The 18,087-nt window shown below is 42.6% G+C and carries 14 protein-coding genes; 2 read left to right on the forward strand and 12 right to left on the reverse strand.

The window, feature by feature from the left end; translation table 11 throughout:
• Positions 1-45: 45 nt before the first annotated feature.
• The 4 genes from mazG to cysM form a co-directional block, all read right to left on the reverse strand.
• Positions 46-849, reverse strand: a complete 804-nt coding sequence (mazG, locus tag JSY38_RS04725; protein WP_114410746.1) for a nucleoside triphosphate pyrophosphohydrolase — start codon at positions 847-849, stop codon at positions 46-48.
• Positions 846-3,095 (reverse strand): GTP diphosphokinase, encoded by a 2,250-nt coding sequence (gene relA / locus JSY38_RS04730; RefSeq protein ID WP_114410745.1) that lies wholly within the window; start codon positions 3,093-3,095, stop codon positions 846-848. Before relA ends, mazG begins: the two co-directional genes overlap by 4 nt.
• Positions 3,096-3,111: 16 nt before the next feature.
• Positions 3,112-4,428 (reverse strand): 23S rRNA (uracil(1939)-C(5))-methyltransferase RlmD, encoded by a 1,317-nt coding sequence (rlmD, locus tag JSY38_RS04735; RefSeq protein ID WP_205115526.1) that lies wholly within the window; start codon positions 4,426-4,428, stop codon positions 3,112-3,114.
• 103 nt (positions 4,429-4,531) lie between these two features.
• Positions 4,532-5,425, reverse strand: a complete 894-nt coding sequence (gene cysM / locus JSY38_RS04740) for a cysteine synthase CysM (protein ID WP_114410743.1) — start codon at positions 5,423-5,425, stop codon at positions 4,532-4,534.
• 447 nt (positions 5,426-5,872) lie between these two features.
• On the opposite strand from cysM, the gene JSY38_RS04745 reads away from it, so the two are divergent.
• Positions 5,873-8,674 (forward strand): response regulator, encoded by a 2,802-nt coding sequence (locus JSY38_RS04745; protein WP_205115529.1) that lies wholly within the window; start codon positions 5,873-5,875, stop codon positions 8,672-8,674.
• Here the strand turns inward: JSY38_RS04745 and acpS are convergent.
• From acpS to glgC, 8 genes are all read right to left on the reverse strand, one after another.
• Positions 8,641-9,027, reverse strand: a complete 387-nt coding sequence (gene acpS / locus JSY38_RS04750) for a holo-ACP synthase (RefSeq protein ID WP_114410740.1) — start codon at positions 9,025-9,027, stop codon at positions 8,641-8,643. The genes JSY38_RS04745 and acpS overlap by 34 nt on opposite strands.
• Before the next feature lie 16 nt (positions 9,028-9,043).
• A complete protein-coding gene (gene recO, locus JSY38_RS04755) occupies positions 9,044-9,787 on the reverse strand; it encodes a DNA repair protein RecO (protein WP_114410739.1) in 744 nt (247 codons plus the stop codon).
• 5 nt (positions 9,788-9,792) lie between these two features.
• Positions 9,793-10,695: a GTPase Era gene (gene era, locus JSY38_RS04760; protein ID WP_114410738.1), complete on the reverse strand. Its 903-nt coding sequence runs from the start codon at positions 10,693-10,695 to the stop codon at positions 9,793-9,795.
• Positions 10,688-11,371 (reverse strand): ribonuclease III, encoded by a 684-nt coding sequence (gene rnc / locus JSY38_RS04765; protein ID WP_114410737.1) that lies wholly within the window; start codon positions 11,369-11,371, stop codon positions 10,688-10,690. Before rnc ends, era begins: the two co-directional genes overlap by 8 nt.
• Before the next feature lie 18 nt (positions 11,372-11,389).
• Entirely contained in the window at positions 11,390-12,214 is an 825-nt protein-coding gene (gene lepB / locus JSY38_RS04770; RefSeq protein WP_205115530.1) for a signal peptidase I, read from the reverse strand.
• A 50-nt stretch (positions 12,215-12,264) separates the two neighbouring features.
• Positions 12,265-14,070 (reverse strand): translation elongation factor 4, encoded by a 1,806-nt coding sequence (gene lepA / locus JSY38_RS04775; RefSeq protein WP_114410735.1) that lies wholly within the window; start codon positions 14,068-14,070, stop codon positions 12,265-12,267.
• 246 nt (positions 14,071-14,316) lie between these two features.
• Positions 14,317-14,949 carry a riboflavin synthase subunit alpha gene (locus JSY38_RS04780; RefSeq protein ID WP_114410734.1) on the reverse strand — a complete coding sequence of 211 codons (633 nt, stop codon included), beginning with the start codon at positions 14,947-14,949 and terminating at the stop codon, positions 14,317-14,319.
• A gap of 324 nt (positions 14,950-15,273) precedes the next feature.
• On the reverse strand, positions 15,274-16,530 hold the full coding sequence (gene glgC, locus JSY38_RS04785; protein ID WP_114410733.1) for a glucose-1-phosphate adenylyltransferase: 1,257 nt from the start codon (positions 16,528-16,530) through the stop codon (positions 15,274-15,276).
• A 93-nt stretch (positions 16,531-16,623) separates the two neighbouring features.
• Here glgC and glgA point away from each other — a divergent pair, with 93 nt between their 5' ends.
• A complete protein-coding gene (glgA, locus tag JSY38_RS04790) occupies positions 16,624-18,060 on the forward strand; it encodes a glycogen synthase GlgA (RefSeq protein ID WP_205115533.1) in 1,437 nt (478 codons plus the stop codon).
• Positions 18,061-18,087: the final 27 nt, after the last annotated feature.

Genomic DNA, 18,087 nt, shown 5'->3' on the forward strand with positions numbered 1-18,087 from the left:
CCTATTTATTCAAAGGTATTTTTATTATCCGATCAAAAATCAAACTCACAAACCTTCACGTTTAGCTTGATCCCAATAATTATCCAGTTCCCTTAAAGAACAATCTATTAGCCTTTTATTTTGCTCCGATACAAGTGCTTCAATTCTAGCAAACCGTCTGCGGAATTTAACATTAGTTTTATTTAGAGCGACATCAGGGGACACATCAAGATGACGAGACAAATTCGTCATCGCAAACAAGACATCCCCCATTTCTTCTTCTATATGGAGCTGATTTTGCTCTTTGATCGCCTCTTCAAGCTCATCCAACTCTTCTCGAATCTTGTCAAAAACAGGCTCAATATTTGGCCAATCAAAGCCCACTTTCGACACTTTTTTCTGAATTTTAACGGCTTGCATTAAGGCAGGCATGGACACTGGCACATCCGCTAACATACTCTCTTTTTTATCGCCCTTTTCTTGCGCCTTAATTTGCTGCCATTGCTCTGCAATTTCTTGATCCGTTAAAGCTGTCGGTTCGCCAAAACGCGTGATATCAGCGTCTGGAAAGACATGAGGATGACGTCGCAGCATTTTCTTAACAATACCAGCAGCAATATCTTCAAAGGAAAAATACTGTTCCTCTTCGGCCATTTGCGCATAAAAAATCACTTGAAACAGTAAATCCCCAAGCTCTTCTTTTAAGTGCTCAAAATCTTCTCGCTCAATGGCATCTAACACTTCATAAGCTTCTTCGAGAGTGTAAGGAGCAATGCTTTTGTAGGTTTGCTTTTTATCCCAGGCACAGCCAAATTGCTCATCTCTCAAGCATTTCATTAGATATTGCAATTGGGTAATGGCGTTACTCAAAAGTCTCTCTCTCTAAATACATTTAAGACGTTTGGTAGCTGGTTAATACGATGAAGCAGCTTACTTAACACACTCAACTCGCCCACCTCGATAGTAAAACGTATGCTCGCCGTATGATTTTCCTTTGCAGACAAAGTATTCATTGACAATAAATTGACCTTCTCGTTGGCAAGTAAGCTCGTAATATCATTAAGCAAACCTGTACGATCATAAGCTTCGACCTGAATGTTCACAGGATACTGATTGTCTAGCTCTTCACCCCAGCTTACATCAATGATTCGTTCAGGCTCGTCCAGCCCTAACTGAACGATATTAATACAATCCTGCCTATGTACCGACACACCACGTCCTTGGGTAATAAAACCAACAATATCGTCCCCAGGAATTGGCGTGCAGCATTTGGCCATTTGGGTGAGTAATTTACCAACACCCAATATATGAACATCGTTATCAGATGATTTATGGCGGCTCTTCTTAAGGCGAATTGGACGTGTAGGGGCCGTTTCACCGTTAAGATTGTAGAAGTCATCAATCACTCTTAGGACGCGTGCTAACTGTATATCGCCAGCACCTAATGCGACGTACACTTCTTCAGCATAAGAAAAGTTAAAGCGTGATGATATCGCCTGTAAATCAATACGATTATCTTCAAGCCCTAGACGCTTTAGCTGTTTATCTAATAGATGCTTACCCGCTTCGAGGTTTTTCTCTCGATCTTCTTTTCTAAACCAATTCTGAATTTTGGCTCTGGCACGGTTAGTTTGAACATAACCCAATGTAGGGTGAAGCCAATCGCGACTTGGCCCCCCTTCTTTAGTGGTTAATATTTCGACTTTATCGCCCGTTTTGAGGTGCGTCACCAAAGAGATAATCTTGCCGTTTACTTTCGCACCTCGGCAGCGATGACCAATTTCCGTGTGAACACGGTAAGCAAAATCAACGGGAGTAGCGTTAATCGGCAAATCAACCACATGACCATCAGGCGTAAAGACGTAAATACGGTCCTGCTCTATGTCACTACGAACTTGTTCAGACAAAGACTCCAAATCACCTTGAACTTCATGGAAATCTAAAATAGTACGCAGCCACTGCAACTTCTCTTCATAGCTAGTGCTGTTAGAGCTTAAGTCTGTACCTTTGTATTTCCAATGCGCACACACACCAAGCTCCGCATCTTCATGCATCTTATGTGTACGAATTTGGATCTCAAGGGCTCGCCCTTGAGGACCGACCACCGCAGTATGCAATGACTGATAGCCGTTAGATTTAGGGTTACTGATGTAATCATCAAATTCTTGGGGAATAGGACGCCATAAATTATGAACAACACCAAGAACACCGTAACACTCCATTGGTTCATCCACCAAGATACGCACGGCACGCACATCATAGACTTCATCGAAGCCTATATTTTTACGCTTCATTTTTCGCCAAATACTGTAGATGTGCTTGGCACGTCCCATTAGATCGGCGTGAATATTAATGGCTTTTAGTCGTTCATCTAGCAAAGAGATAACATCGTCAATGAATTGCTGACGATCTAAGCGCTTTTCATCCAACCAGGTAGCAATACGTTTGTAGTCAGAAGGGTATAGGTAACGAAATGACAGATCTTCCAGCTCCCATTTGATATGGCCAATGCCTAAACGATGAGCCAATGGGGCATAAACACTTTGTACCTCTAAAGCAACGGCAACACGTCGCTCTTCACTTTGGTGCTTCGCTTCTTTGATTGCACAGGCGCGCTCAGCCAGCTTAATCAATACAACACGAACATCATCAATAATAGAGACTAACATTTTGCGTAAGGATTCTAATTGATTCTCACTACTTCCAAGCACTTCTGCTGCCGTATCCGCCGTGAGGTTCTTAGAAACCTCACCCATTTTTATGACACCTTCGACAATCAGAGCAACCTTACGGCCAAACATATCCGTGACTCGGGAAATAGGAAGCTGGTCTTCTCTTACTGCGCGATATACAGCTGCAGCCACTAAAGAGTCTTGATCCGCTCGAAAGCCGGACAAAATTTCGACCATTTCTAGTCCGGCTCGAAAAGTACTCGCCTGCGCTCCCCAATAGGATGGTCTTGCGCTTTGCAATTCTGCCTGTCTGGCTAATTCACAAGCCATTCGCAATGGCACTCTAGCACTGTCATCGATTAAATGAGAAAAGTGCCCCATCCAACCATCAATGTCCACGCTACCATCATCTAATACAGGGTGATCTTTTCTTACCGTTACCATTTATCCGCCCTTCAAGTTACTTCTTTTTTTGCAACAACATCATCGTCTCAACATGGGAAGTTTGCGGAAACATATCCATCAAACTAACTCGCAAAACACGATATCCTTTTGCAACTAGATATTCGGCATCCCTTGCTAAAGTAGAAGCATTGCAAGAAACATACAATATTTGTATTGGTGCAATTTTTATTATGCTGTCTAAGAATTCAAATGCTCCCGCACGAGGAGGATCAAGCAGCACTTTTGTTATTTGTTTGTTAATAAGCCCATTTTCAACTGGCTGAGTCAAGTCTGCAGCAACAAATGCGACATTATCCAGTCCATTACGTTGCGCATTTTGACGCGCAGCTTCTACCATAGAAGCTTGTACTTCAACGCCAATGACTTTTTGCGCATGCTGAGCCAATGGCAACGAAAAGTTCCCCACTCCACAAAATAAATCCAACACAATATCTTGATTATTTAACACCAGCCAATCAATTGCTTGCGTCACCATTTTCTGATTCATCGCGGCATTTACCTGGATAAAATCTTGAGGGTGATAATTCAATTTCAACCCGCCAAGCTCATAATGACGCATTTTTTCTAATGACACCTCAGCCTTGCTCGCTTTTGGTGCTTGCCAATATAGAGTAACTTGATCTTTTTGCGCCCAGCTTTCCCATGCTTCTTTGAGCGCGTCAGTCACGTCAAAGTTCAATCGAAACAAAACTGATATACCTTTTGTATCTTCTAATAACTCAATATGCCCAAGCAAACCTGCTAGTTCATTTTGCAACAAGGCATTTTTTAGCGACTGAAAGGTTTTTTGCAAAGGGGGGGTAAGAACAACACATTGATCGATCGAAACGATATCGCTTGAAGACTTTCCACGAAAGCCCATCGCCACCACACCTTTTTTTTGATCAATGGCTATGCGGGCTCGGCGGCGATATTTTGTAGAGACATCCGAAAGAGGTTCAAAGTTTTGAGTCGTAACGACTTTACGCAACTGCCCTTGCAACCAATCAGTTTTTGCAGCTAATTGCTTCTCATCAGTTAAATGCTGAAAGCTACAACCGCCACAAATAGAAAAGTGTGGGCAGACAGGATCAACTCGGTAGTCGCTTGGCTCGATAATGGAATGTAAAACGGCTTCATCAAAACGACGCCCCGCTTTAATCACTTGTGCAGTCACTGATTCACCAGGCAAAGCCCCTTCAATAAAGGTAACTTTGCCATCTAGACGGGCAACACCTTTGGCTTCATGAGTGATACCTTCTACATGATAGGTCTGCACAGGCCCCATCACATGGGGTTTGGTTATTCGACGAGGGGATGTTCTTCTTCTCAAAGGAGGCTCTCTTGTTCCTGAGTATAGGATAAACGCACACCCATTCTATCTCATCTATTAGTAGAACTGTACGCGAAAGCGAGCCTTAATAGCCATTGATCACTCAGCCATCAAACACGCCCGTTGAAAGGTAGCGATCTCCACGGTCACATACAATCGCGACGATAACGGCATCACTCAACTGTTTAGACAATTCTATCGCCATTGCCACAGAGCCACCTGAAGAAACACCACAAAAAATACCTTCTTCTTTCGCTAAACGGCGCATTGTTGTTTCCGCAGCGTCTTGCGACACATCCATCACAGTATCCACTCTGCTGTCGTCAAATATCGAAGGCAAATACTCTTTTGGCCAACGACGAATCCCTGGGATACTCGAACCGTCTTGGGGCTGAAGACCAACAATTTGAATTTCTTTATTCTGCTCTTTCAAATAATGCGATACCCCCATAATGGTACCAGTAGTCCCCATCGAGCTAACAAAGTGCGTTATCGTTCCTTGTGTTTGCTGCCAAATTTCAGGCCCTGTGGTTAGGTAGTGCGCATTAGGGTTGTCTTGATTAGCAAACTGGTTCAAGACGACACCAACACCTTGTTCTTGCATCTCTTGGGCAAGGTCGCGGGCCCTTTCCATGCCTTCCTCTTTTGTCACCAAATGCAATATGGCGCCATAAGCCGTCATTGCAGACTTTCGTTCTTGGCTCATGTTATCCGGCATGATCAGGTGCATTTTATAGCCCTTGATTGCCGCAGCCATGGCCAAAGCAATCCCTGTATTACCACTTGTCGCCTCGATTAAACTGTCACCGGGCTTGATGTCACCGCGAAGTTCAGCTTGAAGTATCATATTTAATGCAGGGCGATCTTTTACTGACCCTGCCGGGTTTTGGCCTTCAAGCTTTAATAAAATGGTATTACTCGGGTTTGGGTTGATACGCTGTAAGCGAACCAGAGGAGTTTGTCCAATTAAGGACTCGATGCTAGGGTATTGGATCATAAAAAACTTCATTGACATTGATGACTTAGGGAATGAAACTTAACGCATTAGGCCTATTTAAGACCACTTACGCCCAACAGTACAATAAGAAAGCGTTATAAACTTAGTGTCAGTTTCTCATTTTGAAAAATAAAACAGGTTACTCTACCTTTTTAGGTAGGTAAAATCTGGTGCTTACACTCCGTCTGGACTAACCATATGCGCTCTACACGCTTTTTCACAATGCTTTTTTTATCGCTAATAATAAGCAGTTGTGACAAGCCAGCAGAAGATTTTTCAGAGCTAAGCAACGCAGAACTGCGTAAAGCTTGGCGCGCATGTGCTTACCTCGACTCCGCGTCCAGTGATGATATAAAGACATGTGAAAACTATGAAAAAGAATGTGGCACACGTAAAAAACAAGGCAGCTTAGCATGCTACTAATCTTCTATAGCGATGGCTCTCACAATGAAAACCCCTTTTGTTAACGTCTCCTCACTGAGCCTAAATAGTAAGTTATTTTGGGTATTATTCACTCCCGCATTCATTGTCTCTTTGCTGGTTGCCATCTTCTTACTATCGACACGCTTTAGTGATTTAAATCGGAACCTACACGAGCAATCGCGTCACATTACAGAACAAGTCTCAATAACCAGCGCCTACGCGATTGTGTTTTCCGACCAAAATATGATGTATCGGATCTTACAAAACGCGCTAAACAATCCAAACATAAGCAGCGTACAACTCTTCAACAGCGAACAAAAAATCATTGCAGAATTAGGCAATGCATCAACTCAGGACAGACCTTTTTTTCCAGAAAAGAATGAAATAACAGAATATGATGACCGTCTCGAATCTATTACCGCCATCCACTATACAAGTAACTCTCTCGACGGTATTTTTAACAATCAAACAGACCCTTTCAATACGCAAGATCAGCGAAGCTTAATTGGGTGGGTCAAAATTGAATCGAATAAAGCTTCTCTGCGATTAGAAAAGTATCAATACTCTAGCTTGGTCATTTTCACCTTTCTGCTTTTTAACATCGCCATGATCTTATGCGCGTTTCATACTTCAAAAACACTGACCCAACCAATTAACAAACTGGCTTCTGTATTAGGCAAACTGGTTAAAGGCCAATTCTCCACCGCTAAGTTGATGAAACTGCCAGCAGAATATACCTCGATCCAAAGAGACTTGCTCGATTTAACAGAAAGGCTGGAATACCATAATGAAGAGTTGGTTTCAGGTATAGAGCAGTCAACAGAAGACATTCGTCGTAGCCTGGATAGCATGGAAGAAAAAAGTGCACAGCTGCACATAGCAAACCGCGAAGCTATGGAATCAAATCGTTTAAAGTCGCAATTTTTAGCCAACATAAGTCATGAGGTAAGAACCCCTCTAAACGCTATTCTAGGGTATACAAAAACACTGCAAAAAGACATTACGGATCCCCAACACCGCCTCTACGTTGACACGATTGAGCAATCCACCAACAGTCTACTGGCCATTATTGGTGATATTTTAGACTTTTCTAAAATTGAAGCAGGGAAATTAAGCTTAGAAAGTAATCACTTTAACCTTAAAACCTTGATAGACGATGTTTACCAGACATTAAGTATCAACTTGCTCAGCAAGGAAAAACAAATTGATCTAGTCCCTGAGTTTGGGCTGGATGTACCGGAATGGTTTATTGGCGACAACACTCGAGTACGTCAAATTATAACCAACTTGATCGGCAACGCAATTAAGTTCACGCATCAAGGTTCCGTAAGAACCCGCGTTGCTATCGCTACTGAGAATGATCAAGATATCAGTCTGTCATTTCAAATTATCGATACAGGTATTGGCATCGCAGAAAACAAGATTCATCGTTTGTTTAAACCTTTTTCCCAAGTCGACACCAGCACTACAAGGCAGTTTGGTGGAACAGGGTTGGGATTGGTGATAACCAAAAAACTTGTTGAACAAATGAACGGCAAAATTGAAATAAGCAGTGACCCAAGTATTGGCTCGACCTTCCGCTTCACGATCACACTTAAGAAATCAACCAAAATCAAAAGCGACCCCACCCCTCTCGAACTTCATACCCTTATACTCGAACCTAGCTCCACCTATAAAAGTTATTTGAACAACTACCTAAACAGTATCGGGGTGACTTGCAGTACATGTTCAGATGTTGAACAAACCGTTGCCTTATTAAACAAACAACATGACAAAATCGATGCTATTTTATTAAGCGTTATACCAAACGAGCAAAGTATTTGCGAAATTCGAGAGCTCATCATGTATTCAACACAACAATTCTCCATACCTTGCATACTAATGATCCAGCCACCGGGACAGATTACACATTACCCAGACCTGAAGGACATTTGCAGTGATGTTCTGCTAAAGCCAATCAGCCATGATCGTCTTTATCATGCTCTTCAGCACTTAGGAATGAGTCCGGTCACGACTCCTCAGCCCCAGAAAACCGGCGCACAGCGAGAAAAAATTAAAGGCCTTAGTGTGCTCGCCGTTGATGACTCGCCGATCAATCTACAATTACTTAACCATTGGCTGATACCAATAGGCCTAGAGGTCACTTTGGCCTACAGCGGACAACAGGCTATAGATCTGGCGATGAATAAACACTTCGACCTAATTTTTATGGACATTCAAATGCCAGAAATGGATGGTATGGAAGCAACCCAGCACCTAAGGCAACTAAATGCCTATAAAAATACACCTATTATTGCTCTAACAGCACATGCGCTGGGATCAGAGCAGCAACAGATGCTCAGCAGTGGCATGAATGCCTACCTAACCAAACCTATTGACGAAGACGTGCTGATTAGTACGATCGAAAAATGGTGCGCCAACACAGACTCTTTTCAAGATCAGGTTAATGCTAAGCTGATTGGCATTTTTGACTTAGAAAAAGCCCTGTCCATTGTGGACGGCAAAGAAGAGATCGCAAAAGAGATGTTTGATATGTTGGCGGACTCACTCAGCGCGGAGAAGAAGCTGATTAAGCATCACTTAGAAAACAAAGACACCAAAAAACTGATTGAAGTGGTTCACAGAATACACGGCGCCTCAAAATACACTGGCACAGTTAATATTGCACGCAATGCAAATTTTCTAGAAACTCATTTGAAAGAACTTGGAATGGAAGACGCCGAGGGCGTCACCGAAGACTTTGTAGAAGCCATCGATGAACTACTAGCTCATCGTCAGCTTATCCCTTGGACTCAATCCTTAGATTCAAGCACCACAAAGGCCTGAGCATAAGCCTTTTCATCCGTTAAGCTCAAATGCCACGAAACAGAAAAATCATAACGGGAAGAAATGACATCATCAACGATGAGAATTGGCTGTCCCGTAGGCAAATTCATTACACTAAAGTGCTGGAAGCTCACCCCTGAACCAATCCCCGTCCCTAACGCTTTCACTGCAGCTTCTTTCGCAGCAAAACGTTTCGCAACATATGCGATAGCCTTATCTTCATTGGCAATGCCTTGCCAGCATTTTTTCTCGTCTTCGGTCAGGATACGATCAATAAAACGCTCTCCCAAGCGCGCGATAGACTTCGCAATACGAGCAATTTCTACCAGGTCAGTTCCAACACCAATAATCAAGTGACAACCTCTCAACTCAAACTTTCAACGCACGAAAAATTGGCACACCTAAATGCCGCTCCCCTTGGAAGGGCTGTTTTGGCAATAAACGCCTCGCAACGACAGGTTTACCATTTAACAAACTATCCAACCAACCACGGTGCAATTCCTTAGCGAGACTTAATACCTGCTTATCCATCCACTTACCCGCTTGATAATTAAGCGCGACTTGCCCTTCGACAAACAGCATTGGCATGAGTTTTGGTATCTCACCATGGTATGGGCGCAAGCCAAACTTATAATGAAACTGATACAACTGATTTGCGTCTATCAATTCTCCACGGCTTGTAGAAAGCATATTGATAGCAACCCCCAATTCAGAGAACAACCCTACCTCAAAACGTCGTAACAAAGGTGCTATAGGAGCCCCTGTGTACAAACTTTCAATAAGCCATTTATAAAGCTCATACACATCAGGCAAAGGAAGATTAATTGGTAGTAGTTTTTCTAACAATTCATGAATATATAGAGCTGCGTACAAAGGCAAACCTTCAAGAGAAGAAGCAGACGTAAGAGACTCTAAACTTTTCACTGTTTTTAAATCGCTGCGACCAGAAAACTCCATTTCATAACACAAAAAAGGCCCAGGTATGACCCGAGCCTCTTTTTTAGGTAATCGCCAAACCCCTCTCACCAAACCTTGCTCAAGCGTTAATACATCGAGCAATATTTTATTGTCTTGAAAAGGACGGGTGTGGATAACATACGCTGATGCGCGCATCGGAATTACTCTTCCTGATAGCCTAAACTGGCTAACGCACGCTCATCATCAGACCAGCCTGAACGAATCTTGATCCAGAGATTCAACATTACTTTATGTTGAAACAGGTTCTCCATATCAATACGCGCTTCTTTGCCAATTAACTTAATTTTTTCACCACGGTCACCGATAATAATGCGTTTTTGACCATTTCTCTCAACCAAAATTAGCGCACTAATATGAATAGCGGACTCTTCAAAAACAAACTCTTCAATTTGCACAGCAACTTCGTATGGCACTTCTTGACCGAGCTGACGAGTAATTTTCTCTCGCACTATTTCTGCCGCTAAAAAGCGTGAGCTACGATTGGTAATCTGATCTTCTGGGTAAAATTGTGTACCTTCTGGAATATAGCTCTCAACCAAACGCTCTAAACGGTCAAGGTTATTATTACGAAGCGCCGATATAGGCACTATTTGCGCAAAATTCATTCGATCAGATAAATTCGCCAAACGCGGCAATAGGCTTTCTTTTTGATCTAATTGATCAACCTTATTTACCACTAAAATAACCGGGCAACGTGCATGCTTCACCTTCTGAAGAACAGATTCATCTTCTTCGGTCCAACGGTCAGCATCAATAACAAACAACACAACATCGACGTCTTTCAAAGCGGCCGCAGCAGTTTTATTCATAATTCGGTTTATGGCTTTAGCTTCACCGATATGTAATCCAGGCGTATCAACATAGATAGCTTGAACATGCCCTTCTGTTTTTACACCAAGAATTTGGTCACGTGTCGTTTGCGGCTTACGAGACGTAATCGACAATTTTTGACCCAAGATATGGTTAAGTAACGTTGATTTACCCACATTAGGGCGACCAACAATAGCAATATAACCACAGTGTGTAATTTCAACCTCAGACATCTTTCTTTTCCAATTGTTTCAGTGCTTTTGAAGCGGCATTTTGCTCCGCTATACGGCGACTATTGCCTTTCCCTTCAATAGCGTCTTCACAGAGTTCTATATAACAGTGAACATGAAACGTCTGGTCATGTGGTTCACCGACAATGTCTACCACATCATACTGAGGCAAAGCGTGCTTACGAGCTTGTAAATACTCTTGTAGGCGCGTTTTTGCATCTTTAGTAACGATCTTCAAAGATGTCGCGTCTAAACGCTCCTTGTACCATGACAAAATATGTTCTCGACAAACATCCATGCCCGCATCTAAATACATGGCGCCAATAATACCTTCTACCGTATCCGCCAAAATAGAGTCACGTCTAAAGCCGCCACTTTTTAATTCGCCAGCCCCCAGCTTTAAATAATCACCTAGTTGAAATTCGCGAGCGAGTTCAGCTAGCGTGTCGCCTTTCACTAAAGAAGCACGTAAGCGGCTCAACTCACCTTCCTTGGCTTTTGGAAAACGATGAAATAGGTCTTCAGCGATCACATAGTTAAGAATCGAGTCACCTAAAAATTCAAGGCGCTCATTATTTTTCCCACCAAAACTACGATGCGTTAGCGCCAGCTCAAGCAGTCCAAGGTCGGCAAAAAAGTAACCTATTCGCCGACTCAGCTTCTGATACAATGAACTCAAAATTTCTCCAAAAAATACTTATTCAATCAAACCGTTATTTTTAAAGCTTGGAATACTGAAAAACTCATCCCAATGCAGCCACACGTAAAAAGCGCGGCCTTTCATGTTTTCATCAGGAACAAAGCCCCAGAATCGGCTGTCTGCACTATTATCTCGATTATCTCCCATTACAAAGTAATGACCTTCAGGAACCGTCCACTCCCCTTCATGAGGTGTAAATCGATAGCTGTTATAAACCTCATGCTCCACACCGCCCAAGTTCTCAGAGAACAGCTCCACTGGCTCTTGATTTGGGTTTAACGATATTGACAGTTTTGCCAAAAGGTCTTTGCTTACTTGTTGGCCATTTACCGTTAATATTTTATTACGGTAACTCACCTGATCCCCAGGAAGACCGACCAAACGTTTAATATAGTTTAAATCAGGTTTTAGCGGATACTTAAAAACCACTACATCACCACGCTTTGGCTCTGTTGTTGGAATAATAGTGATATTCAAAACCGGTAAACGCAAACCATAGTCAAATTTATTCACTAGAATAAAGTCGCCAATTTTCAAAGTTGGCAACATAGAACCAGATGGAATTTGAAAAGGTTCGACAACAAAAGAGCGCAGACCAAAAATAATCGCAATAATGACAAAGTAAGACTTAACCTCTACAACAAACTTAGGCGTTTCAGCCAAGCGCTGCTGTGCTTCTTTGCCTAAAGCACTTCGCGCCTCTGTCGCCATGTTCGCCAGTACGCGTTTGCGCTTTGGAAAGTATACAATGCGGTCGTAAACCCAAAAAACACCGGTTACTAAAAACGCAATCGCCAGTATCAATTCGAAATCAAAACTCATACTTCATGTCTCCACCTAGATGTGCTCTCGCACACCTGTTGATTTTCTGGCTAGCTATCAAGCTGCAAAACTGCAAGGAAAGCAGACTGTGGTACTTCAACGTTACCCACCTGCTTCATACGTTTTTTACCTTCTTTCTGTTTCTGTAGCAGCTTCTTCTTACGACTCACGTCACCACCATAACATTTGGCTATTACGTTTTTACGTAACGCTTTGACCGTAGTACGCGAAATAATTTTCGCACCAACCGCACCTTGAATGGCAACATCAAACATCTGACGAGGAATCAGATCTTTCATTTTTTCACACAAAGCACGTCCTCTAAATTGAACGTTATCTTTGTGCATAATTAACGCTAACGCATCAACACGCTCGCCATTGATTAGGATATCCAAACGACACAAAGGAGCAGGACTAAAGTGAGAAAAATTGTAATCCAAAGAGGCAAAACCGCGACTACAAGACTTCAGTTTATCGAAGAAATCCATTACCACTTCGTTCATTGGTAATTCATAACGCAGTTGCACCTGACGACCAACATATAACATGTCTTTTTGGATGCCGCGTTTTTCAACACACAAAGTAATCACGTTCCCCAAGTATTCTTGTGGTACCAAAATATTGGCTTCCACGATAGGCTCACGCATCTCTTTAATGGTGCCGGGATCTGGCATTTTTGATGGGCTATCAACATTGATAACGTCACCATTATTTAACTCAACTTCAAATACTACGGTTGGCGCGGTCGTAATTAGGTCTAAATCGTATTCACGTTCAAGACGTTCCTGAATAATTTCCATATGGAGCATACCCAAGAAACCACAACGGAAACCAAAACCCAATGCATCGGAGCTTTCAGGTTCGAAGAACAAGGAGGCATCATTTAGGGTTAATTTATCCAAAGCAACACGAAAATCTTCATATTGATCAGAGCTTACAGGGAAGACACCGGCGTATACTTGCGGCTTTACTTTCTGGAAACCAGCCAACTGAGGTACATCAGGAGTCGACGAATGTGTAATAGTGTCACCTACTGGCGCACCATGGATGTCTTTGATACCTGCAACTACATAGCCAACTTCACCAGCACGAAGAACACCTGTTTCTTTACGTTTAGGCGTAAAAATACCAGCCATATCTACAGGGTGAGTGTGTTTAGTCGATTTGATATAAATCTTGTCTTTCTTGCGCAATGTTCCTTGCTTGATACGAACAAGGGAAACAACGCCTAGATAATTATCAAACCAAGAATCAATGATAAGCGCTTGAAGCGGTGCATCTACGTCGCCCACTGGTGGCGGAATCGTCGCAACCAACCGTTCTAAAACATCATCAACGCCCATGCCGGTTTTTGCAGAACAAGTCACGGCATTCATTGCATCGATACCAATGATCTCTTCAATTTCTGCACATACACGTTCAGGCTCAGCTTGAGGCAAGTCAATTTTATTAAGAACGGGCATTACTTCGAGGCCTTGCTCGATAGCGGTATAGCAGTTAGCAACAGATTGAGCTTCAACACCTTGTGCTGCATCAACCACCAGCAATGCACCTTCACAGGCAGCAAGAGAACGTGATACTTCATAAGAGAAATCCACGTGTCCTGGTGTATCGATAAAGTTCAATTGATAAACCTGACCATCTTTCGCATGGTAGTCCAACGTGACACTTTGTGCCTTGATGGTAATGCCTCGTTCACGCTCAATATCCATTGAGTCGAGAACCTGAGCCGACATCTCACGCTCGCTCAAGCCTTCACAAGTCTGGATGAAGCGATCGGCTAAGGTCGATTTTCCGTGGTCGATATGTGCGATGATACTAAAATTGCGTATGTGCTTAAGATTATTGGAAGACACTATTTACTCACACTTTAAAAGCGATATTTGAATGATTACCTGTTGATAAATAAGCCACATATGCACACATTTTCATCAAAACGGCACTCAAATTGAGCCCCATTACCATGCTTGTACTATGAAAAAGCCTATCAACACATTTTCAGGATAGAAATTGGCGAGCATTCTACCGAAAATCGAGCGTGGACTCCATTTATTTCAGAAGGCAACCAGATAGAACCCAGCAAGTTAGAACAATGCACACAGCTAAGGCAGCACAATCCCCTTTTCTTTTAAGACTCGCTCGACGGTGTCTACTGTCGCCTGAGTATGAGAATCGATTTCAAGATTGACTCTGTCACCCACACTTAACATGCCAAAAGTAGTCAATCTCAACGTTTCAGGGATCAAAGAAACCTCAAGCCAATCATTTCCGATATTACTGATCGTCAAGCTAGCGCCATTCAAACCGACATAACCTTTATCAAACAAATAACGTCGGGCATCGACGTCATACTGGCGATCTGTCGTAAAGCGGATATGGACACTTTCTTCAATTTTTTCAATACGCGTGACACAAACAGACGTCATGATATGACCAGACATAACGTGCCCGCCAATTTCATCACCCATGCGTGCTGCACGTTCAAAGTTTACCGTGTCACCCGCTTGCAATAAGCCAATATTGGTTAGTGCTAACGTAGTATCAATCACATCAAAAGTTAAAATGTCATGCCCTATCTCGGCAACGGTCAGACACACACCGTTAATCGCGACACTTGCTCCTAGCTGCTGACCTAACATAACTCCCGCCGGGAAAACAATTTCTAATCGCTTATTTCGCCCAACCTGGCTCGCAAGCTGGACCGTTGCAGTACCTTGAACAATACCTGTAAACATAAATAATCCTCATTTATAGGTGAAAAAACGTGCTGTATGATGGACTTAACGCAGGCCACCCGAGTGACTGAAGAAGAAATGAACACTTTTATTCAAAGCAGCATCAGAGCTGGTTTTGCGCAAGTTATCACAGTGTCACCAATAGGGTTATCCACAGGTTACGGGGATAACAGTCTCATCATAAAAAGATAAAAACCAAACCCTACTAATGCGCCCATTTTATCCATTTTCAAGTTAGCATTAAGTATTACTCGGTAAAATTACAAAAAAGCCGCTTCGCAAGCGGCTTTTTTCAGTCTTTACATAAAATCTATTCAATTAACATTACTGCTCAGATAAGGCGTCAATCATGCCCTGAGTCACCAAGACAATCCCATCAGAACTACGATAAAAACGCTCAGCATCCGCAACAGCATCTTCACCAATTACTGTTCCTTCAGGAATATGACAATCAGAATCCACAACCACTTTGTTCAAGCGACAATTACGTCCTATATCACAACGAGGCAAAATGACGCATTTATTTACCTGTGAGTAAGAATTGACTCGGACATTATTGAACAGTATAGACTGCTCTACCGTGGAGCCTGAAACAATGCAGCCTGCGGACACAACTGAGTTTAATGCCGTGCCAATACGCTCTTCGTAATTATAATTAAATTTAGCAGCAGGACGCTGATATTGGGTAGTACGAATAGGCCAATCTTCATCATATAGATCCAGCTCAGGAACTAAACGCGTTAAATCCATATTGGCTTCCCAATACGCCGTCAAGGTACCTACATCACGCCAATAAGGTTTATCTGGATAGCTTTTATTATCAATCACACTGTTAGCAAAATGATGGGCTTTTATTTTACTTCTACCAACAAAAAGAGGAATTAGGTCTTTACCAAAGTCATGGCTCGACGCATCATCGCTGGCATCCGAACGTAGGTTCTCAGACAAAAATTTGGTGTTGAAAATATATATTCCCATACTTGCTAGTGATACATCGGGCTTGCCTGGCATAGTAGGTGGATTGGAAGGTTTTTCTTCAAACGCGATGATATTGTCATTTTCATCAACGTGCATAATGCCAAACTGGTCAGCTTCAGCCAGTGGAACTTGAATACACGCCACAGTGACATCTGCACCGCTATCAATGTGCTCTTGCAACATAACACTATAATCTTGTTTATAAACATGGTCACCCGCGAGAATTAAAATAAACTCGCTATCTAGGCCATTAATCATGCTTAAATTTTGATAGACGGCGTCAGCCGTTCCACGATACCAGTCCCCCCCAGTCTGCTGCTGAGCAGGCCAGAGTTCAATAAATTCATTAAAATCGGAACGCAAGAAGTTCCAGCCACGTTGCACATGTTGATTTAAAGTATGTGACCGATATTGAGTTAAAACGGCGATTCGCCTCATTCCCGAATTCATACAATTAGAAAGCGGAAAATCAATTATCTTGTATTTACCTGCAATAGGAACGGCAGGCTTAGAGCGGTTATCCGTTAATTGTTTTAATCTTGAGCCTCGCCCACCGGCTAAAATAATGGACAAAGTTTTCATACGCGCCGTATTTAAATCCATGTAATGCCCTTAAATTTTTTGTCAACACACTCAATTTGAAGTTTCATTTAGGTATACTCGTATCATTATTCCAAATCAATAAGACGCCTAACAATGAAAATACTCTTTGCCGCTTCCGAAATTTACCCTCTCATTAAAACTGGTGGATTGGCCGATGTCGCAGGTGCTCTTCCAGTTGCCCTCCGAAAAAAAGGCCTTGATGTCAAACTTATCATGCCTGCATACCAAGGCATACTTGAAAAGGTAGCGCCAATTCAACAGAGTATCAACCTAGGAAATCCATTTGGAGCCGGGGATTTACTTTTACTAGAGACCCATATTCCCGAAAACGGCACTCCAATTTACTTGCTTCAATGCCAAGCTCTATACGAGCGTGCAGATGGCCCTTACGTTGACAAAAATGGAATAGATTTCAAAGACAACCATATCCGCTTTGCCGCCTTATCATGGGCCACAGCGACACTCGCCTTACATGGAAGCCTGATTGACTGGCAGGCAGATATCCTACATTTGAATGACTGGCAGACTGGGTTTGCAGCAGCCTATCTTGAAAGCTGGAAAGTAAAACATCTTCCGGTTGTGACGACAGTACATAATTTACGCTACAACGGGAGTTTTGATATGAATCAATTCTCTGAGACGCTTCTATCAACAGAATTGCTCAGCATGCATGGCATGGAGTTTTATGGGCGCTTCTCTGGATTAAAAGCAGGCCTTGTTTATGCAGACGCTATCACCACGGTTAGCCCAACCTATGCACAAGAAATCCTTACTCCTGAATACGGTGATGGACTTGATGGCACACTAAGAGCAATGCCCGAAAAGCTAGTCGGTATATTGAATGGCGTAGACTATGAGCAATGGTCACCAGAAATCGACTCTCTCATTTCTAAACAATACAACACAGATAACTTAGAACAAAAGCAGACAAACAAGCTCGCCTTGCTGCAAGAGAACAATCTTTCAGAAGACCTCAACCAGCCTATTTTCGGTGTGATTAGCCGATTAACGGAGCAAAAAGGGCTAGACCTTATTTTAGAAATCATGCCGAAATTATTAGATAAAGGCGCACGACTTGTTGTGTTAGGTTCTGGGGATAAGTACCTAGAAGCAGGCTATTTAGCACTACAAGATAACTACCCAGAACAAGTGTCAGTTCGTATTGGATATTTTGAAGACTACTCTCATCGCATCCAGGCAGGGATTGATGCTTTACTCATACCTTCTCGATTTGAACCATGTGGTTTAACACAACTTTACGCCTTAAAATACGGAACATTGCCAATCGTAAGGCAGACAGGTGGATTAGCTGACAGCGTGTTTGAGCAAGGAGAGAAGCCAAATGGCTTTGTCTTTGAGGAAGCAAGCACTAAGGCTTTAGAGGCAGCTATGGAACGTTGCATGGCTTGTTTTCATCACGATAAAGAACACTGGCAAGCATTACAAACGAATGCGATGGGCTATGACTACAGCTGGGAGGCAGTTACGCACCAATGGGAAGCGCTATATAAAGCACTACTGACCGAATAATAAGTCGATACTCACAAAGCGAGTTAG

It is taken from the genome of Marinomonas foliarum (assembly GCF_016906065.1).
In the GTDB taxonomy this organism is placed as follows: Bacteria; Pseudomonadota; Gammaproteobacteria; order Pseudomonadales; family Marinomonadaceae; genus Marinomonas; species Marinomonas foliarum.

Excerpts from the sequence above, each read along its gene's own strand:
- glgA (WP_205115533.1), top strand. The coding sequence starts at position 16,624 with ATGAAAATACTCTTTGCCGCTTCCGAAATTTACCCTCTCATTAAAACT.
- relA (WP_114410745.1), bottom strand. The coding sequence starts at position 3,095 with ATGGTAACGGTAAGAAAAGATCACCCTGTATTAGATGATGGTAGCGTG.
- JSY38_RS04745 (WP_205115529.1), top strand. The coding sequence starts at position 5,873 with ATGAAAACCCCTTTTGTTAACGTCTCCTCACTGAGCCTAAATAGTAAG.
- JSY38_RS04780 (WP_114410734.1), bottom strand. The coding sequence starts at position 14,949 with ATGTTTACAGGTATTGTTCAAGGTACTGCAACGGTCCAGCTTGCGAGC.
- lepB (WP_205115530.1), bottom strand. The coding sequence starts at position 12,214 with ATGAGTTTTGATTTCGAATTGATACTGGCGATTGCGTTTTTAGTAACC.
- era (WP_114410738.1), bottom strand. The coding sequence starts at position 10,695 with ATGTCTGAGGTTGAAATTACACACTGTGGTTATATTGCTATTGTTGGT.
- cysM (WP_114410743.1), bottom strand. The coding sequence starts at position 5,425 with ATGATCCAATACCCTAGCATCGAGTCCTTAATTGGACAAACTCCTCTG.
- glgC (WP_114410733.1), bottom strand. The coding sequence starts at position 16,530 with ATGGATTTAAATACGGCGCGTATGAAAACTTTGTCCATTATTTTAGCC.
- recO (WP_114410739.1), bottom strand. The coding sequence starts at position 9,787 with ATGCGCGCATCAGCGTATGTTATCCACACCCGTCCTTTTCAAGACAAT.